This is a genomic window from Caballeronia sp. LjRoot29, from assembly GCF_964252755.1.
Classification (GTDB): Bacteria; Pseudomonadota; Gammaproteobacteria; order Burkholderiales; family Burkholderiaceae; genus Caballeronia.
Window position 1 is genome coordinate 24626 of sequence record NZ_CAXUPU020000007.1, and the last position, 15950, is coordinate 40575.

At 60.2% G+C, this 15950-nt stretch carries 14 protein-coding genes; 2 read left to right on the forward strand and 12 right to left on the reverse strand.

What is annotated here, in order from left to right; all coding sequences use genetic code 11:
* Positions 1–7 precede the first annotated feature (7 nt).
* From ACSQ83_RS10580 to ahpC, 7 genes are all read right to left on the reverse strand, one after another.
* Positions 8–943, reverse strand: coding sequence for an ABC transporter substrate-binding protein (locus ACSQ83_RS10580; protein ID WP_436228100.1), 936 nt, complete (start codon positions 941–943; stop codon positions 8–10).
* 140 nt (positions 944–1083) lie between these two features.
* Positions 1084–2673 (reverse strand): rhodanese homology domain-containing protein, encoded by a 1590-nt coding sequence (locus ACSQ83_RS10585; protein ID WP_436228101.1) that lies wholly within the window; start codon positions 2671–2673, stop codon positions 1084–1086.
* The gene (locus tag ACSQ83_RS10590; protein WP_414953448.1) at positions 2670–3266 is read right to left on the reverse strand and encodes a cysteine dioxygenase; all 597 of its coding nucleotides are present in this window, start codon (positions 3264–3266) and stop codon (positions 2670–2672) included. The genes ACSQ83_RS10585 and ACSQ83_RS10590 overlap by 4 nt, the downstream gene beginning before the upstream one ends.
* A gap of 14 nt (positions 3267–3280) precedes the next feature.
* Positions 3281–4360, reverse strand: a complete 1080-nt coding sequence (locus ACSQ83_RS10595) for an LLM class flavin-dependent oxidoreductase (protein ID WP_436228102.1) — start codon at positions 4358–4360, stop codon at positions 3281–3283.
* 180 nt (positions 4361–4540) lie between these two features.
* Positions 4541–5044, reverse strand: coding sequence for a hypothetical protein (locus ACSQ83_RS10600; protein WP_436228103.1), 504 nt, complete (start codon positions 5042–5044; stop codon positions 4541–4543).
* 246 nt (positions 5045–5290) lie between these two features.
* Entirely contained in the window at positions 5291–6880 is a 1590-nt protein-coding gene (ahpF, locus tag ACSQ83_RS10605) for an alkyl hydroperoxide reductase subunit F (protein ID WP_436228104.1), read from the reverse strand.
* A 133-nt stretch (positions 6881–7013) separates the two neighbouring features.
* Positions 7014–7577 carry an alkyl hydroperoxide reductase subunit C gene (gene ahpC / locus ACSQ83_RS10610; protein ID WP_414953444.1) on the reverse strand — a complete coding sequence of 188 codons (564 nt, stop codon included), beginning with the start codon at positions 7575–7577 and terminating at the stop codon, positions 7014–7016.
* Positions 7578–7842: 265 nt separating this feature from the next.
* Between ahpC and ACSQ83_RS10615 the strand changes: the two genes are divergently transcribed.
* Positions 7843–8538: an NADPH-dependent F420 reductase gene (locus tag ACSQ83_RS10615; RefSeq protein ID WP_436228105.1), complete on the forward strand. Its 696-nt coding sequence runs from the start codon at positions 7843–7845 to the stop codon at positions 8536–8538.
* Between the two features lie 54 nt (positions 8539–8592).
* Here the strand turns inward: ACSQ83_RS10615 and ACSQ83_RS10620 are convergent, their stop codons facing one another.
* Entirely contained in the window at positions 8593–10260 is a 1668-nt protein-coding gene (locus tag ACSQ83_RS10620) for an ABC transporter substrate-binding protein (protein ID WP_436228106.1), read from the reverse strand.
* A gap of 333 nt (positions 10261–10593) precedes the next feature.
* Between ACSQ83_RS10620 and ribA the strand changes: the two genes are divergently transcribed.
* Positions 10594–11244, forward strand: a complete 651-nt coding sequence (gene ribA / locus ACSQ83_RS10625; RefSeq protein WP_414953441.1) for a GTP cyclohydrolase II — start codon at positions 10594–10596, stop codon at positions 11242–11244.
* Positions 11245–11267: 23 nt separating this feature from the next.
* On the opposite strand, the gene ACSQ83_RS10630 is transcribed toward ribA, so the two are convergent.
* The 4 genes from ACSQ83_RS10630 to ACSQ83_RS10645 all read right to left on the reverse strand — a co-directional run bounded on the left by ACSQ83_RS10630 (position 11268) and on the right by ACSQ83_RS10645 (position 15734).
* The gene (locus tag ACSQ83_RS10630) at positions 11268–12005 is read right to left on the reverse strand and encodes a 2OG-Fe(II) oxygenase (protein WP_436228107.1); all 738 of its coding nucleotides are present in this window, start codon (positions 12003–12005) and stop codon (positions 11268–11270) included.
* 118 nt (positions 12006–12123) lie between these two features.
* A complete protein-coding gene (locus tag ACSQ83_RS10635) occupies positions 12124–12738 on the reverse strand; it encodes a recombinase family protein (RefSeq protein WP_436228108.1) in 615 nt (204 codons plus the stop codon).
* A 128-nt stretch (positions 12739–12866) separates the two neighbouring features.
* Entirely contained in the window at positions 12867–13370 is a 504-nt protein-coding gene (locus ACSQ83_RS10640; protein WP_414951192.1) for a hemerythrin domain-containing protein, read from the reverse strand.
* Between the two features lie 51 nt (positions 13371–13421).
* Positions 13422–15734: a helicase C-terminal domain-containing protein gene (locus ACSQ83_RS10645; protein ID WP_436228109.1), complete on the reverse strand. Its 2313-nt coding sequence runs from the start codon at positions 15732–15734 to the stop codon at positions 13422–13424.
* Between the last annotated feature and the right edge of the window lie 216 nt (positions 15735–15950).

Consider the following 15950-nt stretch of genomic DNA (forward strand, 5'->3'; position numbering starts at 1 on the left):
ACGAGTGTTAATGCGCGGTGAACTGGGCGTCGAAACTTGGCGTGACGTCGAGAGTCGTCTTGATCACGCCCGCGCGAACGTAGAGATCGGCGGTGCGCTGCTGCTCGGCGATCACCTTGCTGTCGATCGTGATTGGCTTCAACTGCGCCCGTTGATACACCACCTTCAGCACATCGGCGGGCAGGTGCGTGACGCGCGACTGGATAGCCGCGACTTCGTCAGGATGCGACAACGCCCATTGCTGACCGGCCGCTACGCGGCGCAGGAAGTCATCTATTTGCGCGCGTTTGGTCTTGATCGATTCATCGGTAGCCGCCTGAAAGCTCAGGCCCGATGAAAGCCCCACACCATTCGCGATGCTGCGATTGTTATCGCGCAATTCACCGAGCGCGACATACGGGTCCCAGGTGGACCACGCATCGACGTCGCCCGACTGGAGCGCTGACTTCGCATCGGCGGGTTGCATGAATGAGAGCGTCACGTCAGAGAGCTTGATGCCCGAGCGTTCGAGCGTCGCGATGGCCAGAAAATGGCCGATGGAACCTCGCGTGGTCGCAATGCGTTTGCCCTTCAGATCGGCTGCACTTTTGATGGGAGAGCCGGCCGGCACGAGAATCGCAAGGTCGACCGGTTGCGAGCGGGTTGCCGCTACCGCGCGCACACGTGCACCGGCGGCGTAAGCGAAGATCAGCGGGGCGTCGCCGAGACCGCCTATATCGATTGCGCCTGCATTCAAGGCTTCGCCGAGCGGTTGCGCGGCCGGGAAGTTGAACCATTCGATCTGGTACGGCACGTCTTTCAACTGGCCCGATGCTTCGAGAATGCCGCGTGTCTGCAACTGCTGGTCGCCGACTTTCAGAACAGGCTCAGCTACCGAAGCGAGCGGATGCAGCGCGGTGAATGAGGCAAGCGCGGCGATCAACAGGAGGCTGCGTCGTTTCATGAATCTTCCATACAGGAAAAGACATTAACGATACGATTCACCGCGGCATTAGACAAACGCGTTGTTCTGCTTTGCTAATCGCTGGAGTTGGAATGACGCGGTTCGGGCCGCGTCAGGCTGTTCGCTTGAAAGCTGTTGTTTCAGATCGCGAAGAAACCGTGCGTACCGTCACGTTCGAGTTGTGCGACGAGGCCGTACTCCCACTCAAGGTACGCGTTCATGGCTTCGCGCGGAGCGTCGGTGCCTTCATACGGACGCCGATACCGGTCGATACGCGGCGATGCCAAATGTGTGTCGCCTTGGGCAAGGGGCAGGCCTGCCGCAATCCACGCAGCGGTGCCGCCTTCGAGCAGCAGGACAGGCTTTGATGTCAGCGCCGCCACGTCCGGTCGGGCGAACGCAGCAAGTGCGCTCGATCCGCAGGTGACCACGTATTGCTTTGCGTCCGGCAACGCGGGCAAGTCGAGCGCTAGCCGGGAGCGCACGGTCCACCACGCGCCTGGAATGTGTCCCTTCACATGGCTGGCGCTTGCCGTGAAGTCGAGCACGATGGTCTGACTCGCGGGATCGTCAAGCAGGGCAGCGAGTTCGTTCGCGGTGATCGCAGGTGTGGGTGCAGGCAGCGGTTTTTTAACGCGCCACGGACCTTGTTCAGTCAGGTCGGTGCTCGTTGCATCGTCGACTACATGGACGTCGATGTTCATCTGCGCGAGCCATGATGCGGTCATGTTGGCACGCACGCCGTCGTCGTCGAAGAGGACCACGCGCGCGCCTCGAACCGGCGCAAACATCTCCGTTTCCTGCACGAGCTGGCCGCCCGGCGCCCCTTGAAAATCCGCTGCATGGGCGTGCTCGTATTCGGCTGGCGTGCGGACATCGAAGCGATAGGTCGTGCGGTCAGCATCGTCCGCCCAGCGCTTCGCGTCCGACAACGTCGTGCGCTTCACGCCTGCGCGATCGGCTACGGCCCGCGCCGATTCGCGCGAAGCGGCGTCGGTGCGGCCGTCGTCGGTCGCAAACTGCCGCGCGCTGCCATGCGCGAGCGATTGACCCGCGAGCAGCCAGCCGATCGTGCCGTTGCGCAACGCCGCCACCGGGTTCGGAATGCCCGCATTCACGAGCGACTGCGTGCCGATAATGCTGCGCGTGCGCCCCGCGCAATTCACGATCACGCGTGTCCTGGGATCTGGTGCGAGTGCGCGGGCACGCAACACAAGTTCAGCGCCCGGCACGCTGATGCTGCCGGGGATGTTCATCGTCTGATATTCGTCGTAGCGGCGTGCGTCCAGCACGACTACGTCGTCGCCGCTTTTCAGCAACGCGTCGACTGCTTCCGCCGATAACGCCGGCGTATGCCGCTTCGCTTCCACGAACTCACCGAACGCCTTGCTAGGCACGTTGACGTCGCGGAACACCTCGCCGCCTGCACGTTCCCAGCCTCTCAGGCCACCTTCGAATAACGAAACATTGGAATAGCCGAGTTCTTCGAACTTGCGTGCAGCGCGCTCCGCGAGACCTTCGCCGTCATCGAGCAGAACGATCGGGACGCTCTTACGCGGCAGCTTCGTGAAGGCATCAAGTTCGATCTTGGACAACGAGAGGTTCGCGGCAAACAACGGATGGCGTTGCGCGTGCGGATCTTCTTCGCGGACATCGAGGAATGCTATTTCGCGCTTTGAAAGCAGGGCGTCGCGCACGTCGTCGAAGCTGCGCTGGGGGATGGCGCTCATGAGTCGAGTCGTTCCTTCGAAAGGTTCCAGAGGTTGGGGAGCGTGTCGTTTGTATAGCCGGAGATGAAGGGCTTTGGCGGACCGTCAGCGGGATAGACGTGCCGCGAGATGCCGCCGATATTCGCACCGTATACATGGATGCTGATGGACACGCGGTCGTCAAACGCATTGCTCACGCGATGAATATCGCCAACAGTCGGTGACACCGCAGCCACCGCGCCTCGTTCGAGCAACTGGTCTTCGCCCGATATAACCAACGCGCCGTCGTCGTTGCGTACATACGAGCGTGCAACTTCCGCGCCGCGCAATACACCGACGAGGCCCCATACCGTGTGATCGTGGACGGGCGTTTGCTGACCCGGTCCCCACACGAAACTGACGACCGAGAAACGGTGACGGGCATCGGCATAAAGCAGGAATTGCTGGTAGTAATCAGGCGACGGTTGCGAGTAGGCATCGGGCAGCCAGTCGTCTTCGGCTATCAGCTTGCCGAGCGCAACGGCCCCTTGTTCCAGCAGGTGCGCTTCAGGCAAATTTGAATCGACGAGTTGCGCAATCTCGCTTATGAATCCGCGCAGTTTTTCATGGCTCATTGCTGACTGTAGCGTCACGCCGCGTGCGCAATGTGGGATGTCAGTTCACGCGTGGCCGGGATCAGCTCGCGTCCGTAATCGAGCGCGTCTTCCAGCGGATCGAAGCCGCGAATCAGGAACGTGGTTACGCCGAGCGCGTGATATTCGGCCAGCGTTTGTGCCACTTGATTCGGAGTGCCAACGAGTGCCGTTGAGTTCGACCGGCCGCCGATCTCCTTCGCCACGCCGGTCCACAGGCGATCATCGGCCCGCACGCCGTCTCCCGCCGCGGCGAGCAAGCGGCGCGCGCCTTCGCTTTGCTGTGGCGTTGCTACACCGAGACCTTGCACTGCACGCAGGCGCCGCGTTTCAGCAAGAATGTGATCTGCGCGTTCCCATGCGGCCTTTTCTGTTGCCGCAAGAATTGGGCGGAACGATACCGAGAAGCGCACGTTATTGCGGCCATGCCTGGCCGCTTCCGCGCGGACGCGGGTGATTTGTTCGCACACTTGTTCTTTCGATTCGCCCCACAGCGCATAGACGTCTGCGTGCTTGCCCGCAACCTCGATAGCCGGCGCCGATGCACCGCCGAAATAGATCGGCACATACGGAGCTTGCTTGGGCTTGACTTCGGAGAACGCTTTTTCGAAGCGGTAATAGCGGCCTTCGTGATCGAAGGGTTCGGATTCGGTCCATACGCGCCGCAGGATCTGCAGGTATTCGTCGGTGCGGGCGTAGCGTTCGTCGTGCGAGAGAAAGTCGCCGTCGCGGCGTTGCTCGACGTCGCTGCCGCCCGAGATGAAGTGGACCGCAAGGCGCCCGCCGCTGAGCTGGTCGAGCGTGGCGAGCTGGCGTGCGGCCAAAGTTGGCGCGACGAATCCCGGGCGATGCGCGAGCATGAAGTGGATGCGCTGCGTGACGCCGGCCGCATAGGCGACGGTCAGCATGGCGTCGGGGCTGGTCGACTGATAGGGCACGAGAATGCGGTCGAAGCCGGCTTTTTCGTGCGCCTGGGCGAAGTCGCGAAGGTAGTCGATATCGATTGCCGGACCGTGCACCAGATGCGTCTCCGACACTTTTTGCTGCTGGATCATGCCGATGAATTCGACGCTCACGAAAGACGCTCCTCGTTGATCCACACTGTTGGGCAGTGCGTGAAGAGAGGCTTCAGAACGCTGCCGATAGCTTAAAAGGCTAACACCGGCTGACGCAGATCTTAAATATCAAAACGAGCTAAACATATGGGGCAGGGCGCTTGCCACGATGCGTGGAGGGACCGGGATGCCACGCAGCCATTACGCTCCCTTGGTCTTCCCCGATGACCCCGACTTCGCAGCCGGCGACCGTGCCCGCCACCTACTAGTCATCTCTCTCCCTGCGACTTCATCCATTGCCACCGCGATCAACTCGACCCGTTGCTCGCGCGTGAAACTCGCATAGGCCACGCCATCGATCACGCCGTGTTTCTTCAACAGATGAACGGCTGCGGACCGGTTCGCCTTCTCCAGCTCCAGGTCTTCCTGCGCGCTGAGCAATGCCGCTGTCAGACTCGCGACTGCCGCTTTCTCCTGCGCGACGTCGAATTTCATCAGGTCCATTTTGACGTCGATGCCAGGCGCATCCGATGACGTGCCAAGTCGCAATTGCGTCAGTTCGCGTTTCAAATCGCTTTCCCGGCGAAGCGCGCGCTCGAGTTTTTGCGCCATGCCGGGGTCTGATCGCCCGTGGCCGCGAAAGAGCGTGCTGAAGGTGTTTCCGAGAATTCCCATACCGTCATGACCTCGAGATGATGTGTTCATCGGCGTGCATTTGGTGTGAGAACGGAGTCTCACTCCCGGTATCTACGGCAGCGTGCGGCGAATCTTTAGGCTTTTTAGCAACCGCATAATTAACGGTATTTTTTACACGATGAAAGCCGGGGGAGAGACGAAAAAACGCCCGATAATCAATATGATAGATGATTATCGGGCATTCCGATGCAGCAATCAGACAGGGCTCAAACAGCTGTCCGTAAGGTAAAACGCGTCGAGTTATTCAGATGTTCTTCAAGCCACCGCTTCTTCGGCTTCAGCCTCGACCGTTTCCGTTTCCGAATTCCGGATCAGGTAATCGAATGCGCTGAGGGATGCCTTGGCGCCTTCGCCGACCGCGATCACGATCTGCTTGAACGGCACGGTGGTGACATCGCCGGCCGCGAACACGCCCGGCACGGACGTCGCGCCGCGCGCATCGACCACGATCTCGCCGTGACGCGACAACTCGACCGTGCCCTTGAGCCATTCCGTATTCGGCACCAGCCCGATCTGAACGAATACACCTTCCAGCTCGATATGTTTCGCTTCGCCCGAACTCAGGTCCTTATACGAGAGACCGTTGACCTTCTTGCCGTCACCGGTGACTTCCGTGGTCTGCGCCTGCGTGACGATAGTCACGTTCTTGAGGCTGCGCAGCTTGCGTTGCAACACGGCGTCGGCACGCAACTCCGTGCCGAATTCGAGCAGCGTCACCGTGCTGACCAGTCCAGCCAGATCGATCGCCGCTTCAACGCCCGAATTCCCGCCGCCGATCACTGCAACACGCTTGCCCTTGAACAGCGGGCCGTCGCAATGCGGGCAATACGCCACGCCGTGATTGCGATATTGCTTCTCGCCCGGCACGTTGATTTCGCGCCACCGGGCACCCGTGGCCAGCACGATCGTCTTCGCTTTCAGCACCGCGCCGTTGGCGAGGCGCACTTCGTGAATCTTGCCCGGCACGAGCGCTTCGGCACGCTGCACGTCCATGATGTCGACGTCATAGCTTTTCACGTGCTGCTCGAGCGCCGTGGCGAATTGCGGTCCTTCGGTCGCTTGGACCGAGACGAAGTTTTCGATGGCGAGCGTATCCAGCACTTGTCCACCAAAGCGCTCAGCCGCCACGCCGGTCGAGATGCCCTTGCGCGCCGAGTAGATAGCTGCCGCCGCACCGGCAGGTCCGCCGCCGACGATCAGCACATCGAATACGCCTTTCTTTTCGAGCGCTTTCGCGGCGCGGGCCCCTGCGTTGCTATCGAGCTTCGCAAGAATTTCCTTCACGCCGGTGCGGCCTTGGCCGAATACTTCGCCGTTCATGTAGACGGTCGGGACGGCCATGATCTGGCGCTGCTCGACTTCGTCCTGGAACAACGCGCCGTCAATAGTGACCTGGCGAATACGTGGATTGATGAGCGCCATCACGTTCAGCGCCTGCACGACTTCCGGGCAGTTCTGGCACGACAGCGAAATATACGTTTCAAACTCATAGTCGCCGTCGAGTTCGCGGATCTGTTCGATCACGGCGTCGTCAAGTTTGACCGGATGACCGCCGGTCTGGAGCAGCGCCAGGACCAGCGATGTAAATTCATGGCCCATCGGAATGCCCGCGAAACGGATACCCGTGGGTTTGCCCGGTTCGCCGATGGAAAACGAGGGTTTGCGATGCGTATCGTCGCGCTGCTCGATCACCGCAATGCGGTCCGACAGCGTGGCGATTTCATGCAGCAGCCCGTGCAACTCGATGGATTTCGGCGAGTTGTCGAGCGAAGCGACGATCTCGATCGGCCGGCTGACCTTTTCCAGATACGCTTTCAACTGAGTCTTGAGGTTGGCTTCCAGCATGGCGGTTTCGAGTCCGTTTAAAGATGATTTTTGTGCAAAAGACGTGCTGACAGACATCCGGGCCGCGAACGGCCCGGATGGTACAGCGCATTACAACGAGGATTTAAAGCGGTGAATGAAGCGGTAAAGCAGCTTAGATCTTGCCAACGAGGTCGAGCGACGGCGTCAGCGTTTCAGCGCCCGGCGTCCACTTGGCGGGGCACACTTCGCCCGGGTGTGCAGCGACGTATTGCGCTGCCTGCACCTTGCGCAGCAGCTCGCCAGCGTCACGGCCGATGCCGTTGTCGTGGATTTCGCACAGCTTGATCTCGCCTTCCGGGTTGATCACGAACGTGCCGCGCAGCGCCAGACCTTCTTCTTCGATCAGCACGTCGAACGCGCGGGAGATGACCAGCGTCGGATCGGCAATCATCGGATACTTGATCTTGGCGATCGTGTCAGACGTGTCGTGCCATGCCTTGTGCGTGAAGTGCGTGTCGGTCGACACGCTGTAGATTTCCACGCCCAGCTTCTTGAATTCAGCGTAACGGTCGGCCAGATCGCCGAGTTCCGTCGGGCAAACGAACGTGAAGTCAGCCGGGTAGAACACCAGGACGGACCATTTGCCCTTCAGGCTTTCTTCGGTCACGGTGGTGAAGTCGCCGTTGTGATAAGCGTTGGCTTTGAACGGTTTGACCTGGCTGTTGATGATCGGCATTGCGTGAGTCCTTGTGTTAAGTGGTTAAGGAGAAGTGAATGAAGTATGAAGGGAGGCACCCGATATGGAAAATCGAATGATTTAATGGGGTCGATGTGGTGAGGCTATCAGGGTTAACGTGGAATCAGCGTGGCATATCGGGGCGGCATTTTAGCGCCGCCACGAAGCAGCTGCCAGCCCCATAGCTGCCGCAAGGCCAACGAACACGACGGGCATGGGCATTGCGCGCATCCCGCTTCAGCTAACCGAATCAACAGGAGGGTGTATGAAAATTGGCATCATTGGCGCGGGTAATATTGGTCGCGTGCTGGCGCTGCGCTGGGTCGAGCGGGGGCATGAGGTCCTGATCGGCAATTCGCGCGGGCCGGATACGCTGGCCGACGTTGCCAACGAAACCGGCGCGAAGCCAGCGGAACTTGCCGACGTGGTCCGTGGCGCCGCTGTAATCGTCGTCACGATCCCCGAAAAGAAAGTGTTGAATCTGCCGAAGGGCTTGTTCGACGGCGTGCCGGAAACCACGGTCGTGATCGATACCGGGAATTACTATCCGCGTGAGCGCGATGGCCGTATCGACGGAATCGAGTCCGGCATGATGGAAAGCGAATGGGTCGAGCAGCAGCTCGGGCGTCCGGTCATCAAGGCTTTCAACAACATTTACGCGGCGCATTTGCGCGATCTCGGCAAGCCCGAAGGCACGCCGGGACGCATCGCATTGCCGGTCTCGGGCGATGCCGCCGATGCGAAAGCCGTCGTGATGCAACTGGTGAACGAGATGGGCTTCGATCCGGTCGATAACGGCAGCATAGGCGACTCCTGGCGTCAGCAGCCGGGCACGCCGGTCTATACGAAGGATTTCGACAGAGAAGGCCTGAAGGCCGGTTTGCAGAAGGCGGAGCGGGCTCGCACGCCGCAATGGAGCGCGACGGACAAGAGCCCTGGCAGCTTTGAAAAACCTGCATGAAGCTGAACGGCGACGGGCCTCTCAAAGCCTGTCGCCTTGACGATGCAGCTCGCGTTAGTCTAGCGAGATCCCGTCGAATCGATGACCGCCCAGCGGACTGATCTCGTAGCCCTTCACGTCTTTCGTCATCAACTGAAACGCGTTTGCATGGGCGATCGGCGTGTACGGGACCTGATCCTTGAACACGACCTGCGCCTGCTCATACAGCTTGGTGCGGGTCGGCTGGTCGGTAATCAGCCGCGCTTTGCCGAGCAGATCATCGAATTGCTTGTTGCACCACTTCGCCACGTTGCTGCCATGCACGGCATCACAGCCGAGCGTCGTGCCGAGCCAGTTGTCCGGATCGCCGTTATCGCCCATCCAGCCGTAAAGGATGGCGTCGTGCTCGCCGCCTTCTTTCGCGCGCTTGTTATATTCGGCCCATTCGTACGTGACAATATTCGCTTTCACGCCAATCTTCGCCCAGTCCGATTGAATCAATTGCGCCATCAGGCGAGCGTTCGGGTTGTAGCCGCGCTGCACGGGCATGGCCCATAGCGTGATCGAAAAGCCGTTTGGAAAACCCGCTTGTTTCAGCAGATCACGCGCTTTCGCGGGATCGTAAGGTGCGTCCTTCAACGCCTTGTTATACGACCATTGCGATGGCGGCATCGGATTCGACGCCACGGTCGCGGCCCCGTCGTAGACGCTCTTCAGGATCGCCGGTTTATCGACGGCCATGTCCAGCGCACGACGCACCAGCACGTTATCGAGCGGCTTGTGCGTGGTGTTGTAGCCGACATACGCCACGTTGAAACCCACTCCCGAGAGCAGCGCGAGTTTCGGATTGCTGCGCGCGGTCTGGATATCGGCGGGGCGCGGGAAGGCTGTCATCTGGCATTCGCCGCTCGCGAGTTTCTGCATGCGCACAGCGGCGTCCGGCGTGATGGCGAACACCAGTTTCGCGATATGCACGTCCTTCTTGTTCCAGAAGTCCGGATGCGCGTCGTATCGGATGATCGCGTCTTTCTGATAGTCACGGAACACGAACGGGCCGGTGCCCACGGGCTTCTGGTTCAGGTCTTCCGTCTTGCCGGCCTTCAGCAACTGGTCGGCATATTGCGCCGACACAATGGAGGCGAATTCCATCGCTATATTGCGCACGAACACCACGTCCGACGTGTGCAGCGTGAAGCGCACGGTGTAGTCGTCGAGTTTTTCAACCGATGCAATGTTCTTGTCGTAGCCGAGATCGCTGAGATACGGGAAGCTGACCGGATGCGCCTTCTGGAACGCATTGTCCGGATCGATCATGCGTTTGAACGTGAAGACGACGTCGTCCGCATCGAAGTCGCGCGTGGGCGTGAACCAGGGCGTGGTCTGGAACTTGACGCCGTGGCGGAGATGAAACGTGAAGGTCTTGGCATCGGGCGACTCGTCCCATGACGTGGCCAGGCCCGGCACCAGGTTGAGCGACCCGCGCTCGAACTCGACCAGGGTGTCGTAGACTGCGTGCGCGCCGGCGTCGAAGTCGGTGCTGGTGGTGTACTGCGCGGAGTCGAAGCCGGCCGGACTGCCTTCCGAACAGAACACCAGCGTTTTGCCCGCCGCGTGGGCTGTGCCGGCGAGGGCACCGAGGGCACCAAGCGCCGCGAACGCGCAGACGGCGCTGCAAACAGCGGTGCGGGCCAGCTTGCGGGCAGGGGCGAAGAACGAGTCGGACGGCAGGCTTTTATGTGGCATGTAAGGTCGATGAAGGTTGAGGGGCGGCGCCCGGAGGCGACCAGTCGTGCCTAAGTAACCGCATACTTTACCAACCAGGGAATTTTTGACGAAGCGATACGTTCTTCTTTAGATAGTTCGAAACCAGCCATCGCCATTCAGGGCGAGTTCATGCACCTTTTCGCTCGGCTTTTCACGCAGCCGCCTGGGAACCCTGAACCCGCAGGCTGCAAATATTTCCCGGGCGTTTTAACATGTCGGACCGGGCGCTCCCGCTTTTTTGCGGCTTCTTGCTAAAGTTACCGATTAATGACCGGCACGCGGCCCACGCCCTCCTATGCAGTACAAGAGAACATGAAAAACGTTTCTGATTCACCGGCAGCCACTGCCGAAGCAGCCCACGAAGAATGCGTCGAACTCGTGGCAAAGGCCACGATTCCCACGCGTTATGGCGTGTTTGAGTCGCATGTGTATCGCGTGACGAGCACGGGCGCCGAGCATCTGACGCTCGTCATGGGCGATGTCAGCCACGGCGAATCCGTGCTGTGCCGGTTGCATTCCGAATGTGTCACGGGCGATGTTTTTGGCTCGTATCGCTGTGATTGCGGTGAGCAGCTAGATCTGGCGATGCGTTATATCGCGGCTGAAAATCGTGGAATATTGCTGTATTTGCGGGGTCATGAAGGACGCGGCATCGGGCTGGCGAACAAGATCCGCGCGTATGCGCTGCAAGAGCAGGGGTATGACACTGTCGACGCCAACCTGCATCTCGGCTTGCCCGACGATGCGCGGGAATACGACTCGGCGGCAGCTATCCTGCGCGCGCTCGACGTGCGCTCGGTGCGCTTGATGAGCAACAACCCGTCGAAATTCGACACGCTGCTCAAGCACGATATCCCGGTCTGCGAACGGGTGGCGCTGGCCATTCCCGTGCGTGAGGAAAACGAGCGCTACATCAAGACGAAGCAGGTTCGCTTCGGTCACTACTTCGACGAAAACGAATAGGTAACTGCAGGGCGCCTTGAGCTTCAAATTGCGTCGTGGAAAATAACGCCCACCGTATGCCGGTGCCCCGATCTCAGCCGGCTCACGCCGTGCCTGAGATTCACGCGATACGCTCCGCGCGTTCCATTCACCGGCCGGTTATGCACGGCAAAAATCACGGCGTCGCCTTGCGCTAGCGGTACGACTTCGGCCCGCGACTGCATGCGCGGCCGCTGCTCGGTCATCACAAACTCCCCGCCCGTAAAATCCTGCCCGGGTACCGACAGCAGACACGCGAGCTGCAGCGGAAACACGTGCTCGCCGTACAAGTCCTGATGCAGGCAGTTGTAGTCGCCCTGCGTGTATTGCAGGATCAGCGGTGTGGGGCGAAGCTGGCCGGCCGCGTGGCATCGATCGATAAAAGCGGCGTGGTCCGGCGGATAGCGCGTGTCGATACGCATGATCTCGTTCCATCGGTTAGCAATGGGAACAAGATGCGGATACACCGCTTTGCGTAAGGTGCCGATCACATCAGGCAGCGGATAAGCGTAGTACTTATACTCGCCGCGCCCGAAGCCGTGGCGTGCCATGACTACGCGGCTCCGATACAACTCGTCGCGCGCATAAAGCGCTTTCAACGCGTCACATTCCGCTGGCGTGAGCAGGCGCTCGACCGTCGCGCAAGCGAAATTATCCAGTTCCTCTTGAACCGCATGCCAGTCGATGGCGTTCACGCGGGCTTCGATATTCGTCGCCAGAGCATCCATTGGCAGCATCTCCATGCAGGTTTCGATGACCGCAAGTGTCCGCTGCACAGCGCTTTAAAACACCCCGAATGTTGCGGTCATATTAGATATGCGGAAAACATATGATGAATAACCCAGGGCTTTTCCGGGCGCATTAGTGGTTCACCGGTGATGAATGCGCCTCAGCGGAATCGCGCGATGCCGCGTCTCGAAGGCGAATGATGGTTTGCCGCGATGTGCTGAGCACCCGCGCGATGGCCGTCACGGTGCTGCCCGCGGCAAGCGCCTTCAGTGCTTGTTGCCGTTGTGAGTCGGAGAGCGAGGCGGGCCGTCCCTGATGGGTGCCGTCCTTCTTGGCAATCGCGGCCGCGTCGAGCGCGCGTGCGCGTTTGGCATCGCGTTCCAGTTCGGCGGAAAGCTGCAGCATGCGGATGGGTGAGCCTTCGCCGCTCGCGCAAAGATCGGCTTTACCGGCCTCGAGGCAGAAGACGTGCGCGCCTTTCCCGGCCAGCGCGGTGAGCGTAGACACAGAGTCGCTGATGCTGCTTCCCAGGTAACCGAGATGCGCGACGACCAGCGTGTCGCCGGGTTTAATGCGGCGGATAGCGCGCTGGAGCGCGGGGCGCGACGTGGCGTTCACGGCGTGGCTGCAGTTATCGACCAGGACGCAACCCATGTCGACCAGGAAGCCGGCCGCGTCGATCTGGAACAGGTCGTTGTCGCGGCCGTCCTGATTGCCGGCGGTATTGATGTACACGATGAGGGTCACGAGCGCGCTCCGGTAGTGCTTCGCATGGTCCGCCGGGAGCGCTGCAGAGGCGCTCCCGGCTGCTGCGGCTTGCTGCATGTTAGCAAACTGCCGGACGATGCGCGGCACTCGGTATCAACGCTGCCGCCTCAATTCTGCAGTGCGACTTTGGTGATCTTGCCTTGCAGCGCCTCGCGGCGTGTCGCGATCCGCTCACCGAGTTTCCCGAGATCGAGCTTGGTCTTGCGCAGTTCGGGGAACAGCTCCGACTCCTCTTCCTCCACATGGTGATTGACGCTTTCGGTCAGGACCTTGAAGGTGGCGTTGAAGCCTTCGTCGCCGGCTTTCATCGTCGAGAATTTTTCGATCAGCGTCTTCACCAGGAAGTGCTCGATGACTGCTTCGTTGACATCGTCCTTGTTGTCTTCGCCCAGCGCTTCCTTGGCTGCCGGATAGAGGATTTCCTCTTCCACCATGGCATGCATGGTGAGCAGTTCGCATGCGCGTTGCACGAGCGTCGACTTGCGTTCCAGGTCGTCATCGTCGGCGCGTTCGAACGCATCGAACAATTTTTCTACCGCTCGATGTTCTTCTTCAAGCAGCGTCAGCGCATCCTGCCGGGTCGTGTGAGTTGCAGCCGTAGTGACAGCCATGATGATTCCTCGCGTGGGGTGGGGCAGGTCGGGGTGACTCGCTCGCAAGAATCACAGCAATGCGGATGCCCGAGCAACAGGTGCCGAAGTTACGGTGTGCCGGACGATCTCCACCCGCCACCACGCGGGCAGCAGGCGGCGCACGTCGGCGCGGGCAAAGCGGTCATCGATGAGATACAACACGCCTTGATCGGTCTGGCCTCGAATCACGCGCCCCGCGGCCTGTACCACTTTCTGTAGCCCGGGAAACAGGTACGTGTAGTCGAATCCGGCGCCGAACTCTTCGTCCATGTGCGCTTTCATCTGCTGGTTGACCGGATTGAGCTGCGGCAGTCCAAGGGTCGCGATGAACGCACCGATCAACCGCGTTCCCGTCAGGTCGATTCCTTCCCCGAACGATCCGCCGAGCACGGCGAAGCCGATACCGCGCCCTGTTTGCGTGAAGCGCGCGAGAAAAGCTTGCTGATCCGCTTCGCTCATTGAACGCGATTGCGTCCACACCGGAATGTCGGGGTGCTCGCGAAGCAGCGCGTTGGCGACCTGATCGAGGTAGTCGAAGCTGCTGAAGAAACTCAGGTAGTTGCCGGGCGCACGCCTGTACTGCGCCGCGATGAGATCGACGAGTAATGGTACGGATTCCTCTCGATTTCGATATCGCGTGGAAACATTCGCTATGGCGCGTACCTGCAACTGATCCTCGTGAAAGGGTGACTCCACATTCACTTGCAGGCAGGTGTCGGGAAGACTGAGCATGTCGCCATAAAAATGCATGGGCGTGAGCGTGGCCGAGAAGAGCGCTACCGAATGCGCGCGGGCAAAGCGCGATTTCAGATGCGGCCCGGGAACACGGTTGCGCAGGCATAGAACGGTATTGCGCCGCGTCGCACCGTGCGGGGACAAAGTGGTATCGAAAAGAGTGTGGGTGTCGAAGCGCTCTGCAATGCGCACGAAATGAATGGCATCGAAGTAAAAGCGCAGCGTTTCGTGATCGAGGCCTGCAGGTTGTTCGGTCACGAACTCTATGACTGCCCCGATCATGTTGTCCAGCGCTTCAATGAAGCGTCCGGGCAGGGCCGCATGCACGTCGTAATCGGTTTCCTGCGCGCTGGAAATCGCTTTCCATTCCCGCGCGATCTTGTCGAATGCGCGCTTTAACGGTGGCGGCACGGTGCGGCGCAGGCCGCGAAAACGTGCTTCATCGAGCGTGGCCGAATACATCGCGCGGGCGCGTTCAACCAGGTTATGCGCTTCGTCCACCAGCACGCCGACACGCCATTCCTTCGACTCCGCGAGGGAAAACAGCATGGCGTGCGTATCGAAGTAATAGTTGTAGTCGCCGACAATGACGTCGCTCCAGCGCGCCATTTCCTGGCTCAGGTAGTACGGACAAACAGCGTGCTCAATCGCAATCTCGCGCAACACATGGCGGTCCAGTTGCGCCACTCCAAGAGCAGCGGTTCGCGCGGCGGGCAAGCGGTCATAGAAGCCGCGTGCGAGCGGGCATGATTCGCCGTGGCAGGCTTTGTCGGGGTGTTCGCAAGAGCGGTCACGCGCGACCAGTTCGAGCACGCGCAGCGGTGTGTTGCCGCCAAGCGTGGTGAGTGCATCAAGCGCAAGTTGCCGGCCTGAACGCTTCGCGGTGAGGAAGAAGATCTTGTCGAGCTGTGCGGCGGGCCATGCTTTCAGTAGCGGAAACAAGCTGCCCAGCGTCTTGCCTATACCCGTTGGCGCTTGCGCCAGCAGACTGCGCCCGTGCAACGCGCAACGGTAAATTGCTGCCGCCAGTTCCCGCTGTCCCGGATACAAAGACGCGTGAGGGAAAACCATGCCCGCCAGCGCGCTGTGCAGTTTCGCGCGATGGTCGAGTTCCTGTTGCGCCCAATCCAGAAAACGCTCGCAATGCTCGTGAAAGTGATCGCGGAGTGCGTCGGCGGAATGCAGTTCGGTGAACACCGTCTCTTCCTCGCTGTCGATATTGAAGTAGACGAGGGCAACGCGCACTTCCTGCAGATCAAGCATTTTGCAGCACAGCCAGCCGTAGATGCGCGCTTGTGCCCAATGCAGATGCCGGTGGTTATCCGGGACGGCGCTGAGCTTCCCGCGAAACGTCTTGATCTCTTCCAACTGGTTCAGGCCGGGGTCGTAGCCGTCCGCACGACCGCGCACGTGCAGTGGACCAACTTTATCGGAAAGGCTTAGTTCGGCCTGGTAGCGCTCGCCGCGTCGCGCAGTGACGAGCTTATGCCCCGCCATGCCCTGTTGCGCAGTAGGCGACGGAGTGAAGCGCAAGTCGAGGTCGCCGCGCTTGGCAGTGAACTCGCACAACGCCCGTACTGCGATGGAATAGGCGGGTTGATCGGACATGATTACTGTATAAATATACAGTAATATTATCACGACGTATTCGTCCGCTGAAGCGGTCAACAACCCCGGATGATGCAGCAGCCAGATCATTGGCAGTGCCTTTACGTCCGCAAAAAATGCCGCGTAAATATAATGAGCGCCGCCTGCGCCTCTGGAGATAAAAGCCAGATAAAAAGCCGGATGATCCGATCCCCTCCGCCGCAAGATGCGCGTGTC

Excerpts from the sequence above, each read along its gene's own strand:
- ACSQ83_RS10590 (WP_414953448.1), bottom strand. The coding sequence starts at position 3,266 with ATGAGCCATGAAAAACTGCGCGGATTCATAAGCGAGATTGCGCAACTC.
- ahpF (WP_436228104.1), bottom strand. The coding sequence starts at position 6,880 with ATGCTGGAAGCCAACCTCAAGACTCAGTTGAAAGCGTATCTGGAAAAG.
- ahpC (WP_414953444.1), bottom strand. The coding sequence starts at position 7,577 with ATGCCGATCATCAACAGCCAGGTCAAACCGTTCAAAGCCAACGCTTAT.
- ACSQ83_RS10620 (WP_436228106.1), bottom strand. The coding sequence starts at position 10,260 with ATGCCACATAAAAGCCTGCCGTCCGACTCGTTCTTCGCCCCTGCCCGC.
- ACSQ83_RS10615 (WP_436228105.1), top strand. The coding sequence starts at position 7,843 with ATGAAAATTGGCATCATTGGCGCGGGTAATATTGGTCGCGTGCTGGCG.
- ACSQ83_RS10630 (WP_436228107.1), bottom strand. The coding sequence starts at position 12,005 with ATGGAGATGCTGCCAATGGATGCTCTGGCGACGAATATCGAAGCCCGC.
- ACSQ83_RS10585 (WP_436228101.1), bottom strand. The coding sequence starts at position 2,673 with ATGAGCGCCATCCCCCAGCGCAGCTTCGACGACGTGCGCGACGCCCTG.
- ACSQ83_RS10640 (WP_414951192.1), bottom strand. The coding sequence starts at position 13,370 with ATGGCTGTCACTACGGCTGCAACTCACACGACCCGGCAGGATGCGCTG.
- ACSQ83_RS10645 (WP_436228109.1), bottom strand. The coding sequence starts at position 15,734 with ATGTCCGATCAACCCGCCTATTCCATCGCAGTACGGGCGTTGTGCGAG.
- ACSQ83_RS10580 (WP_436228100.1), bottom strand. The coding sequence starts at position 943 with ATGAAACGACGCAGCCTCCTGTTGATCGCCGCGCTTGCCTCATTCACC.
- ribA (WP_414953441.1), top strand. The coding sequence starts at position 10,594 with ATGAAAAACGTTTCTGATTCACCGGCAGCCACTGCCGAAGCAGCCCAC.
- ACSQ83_RS10600 (WP_436228103.1), bottom strand. The coding sequence starts at position 5,044 with ATGAACACATCATCTCGAGGTCATGACGGTATGGGAATTCTCGGAAAC.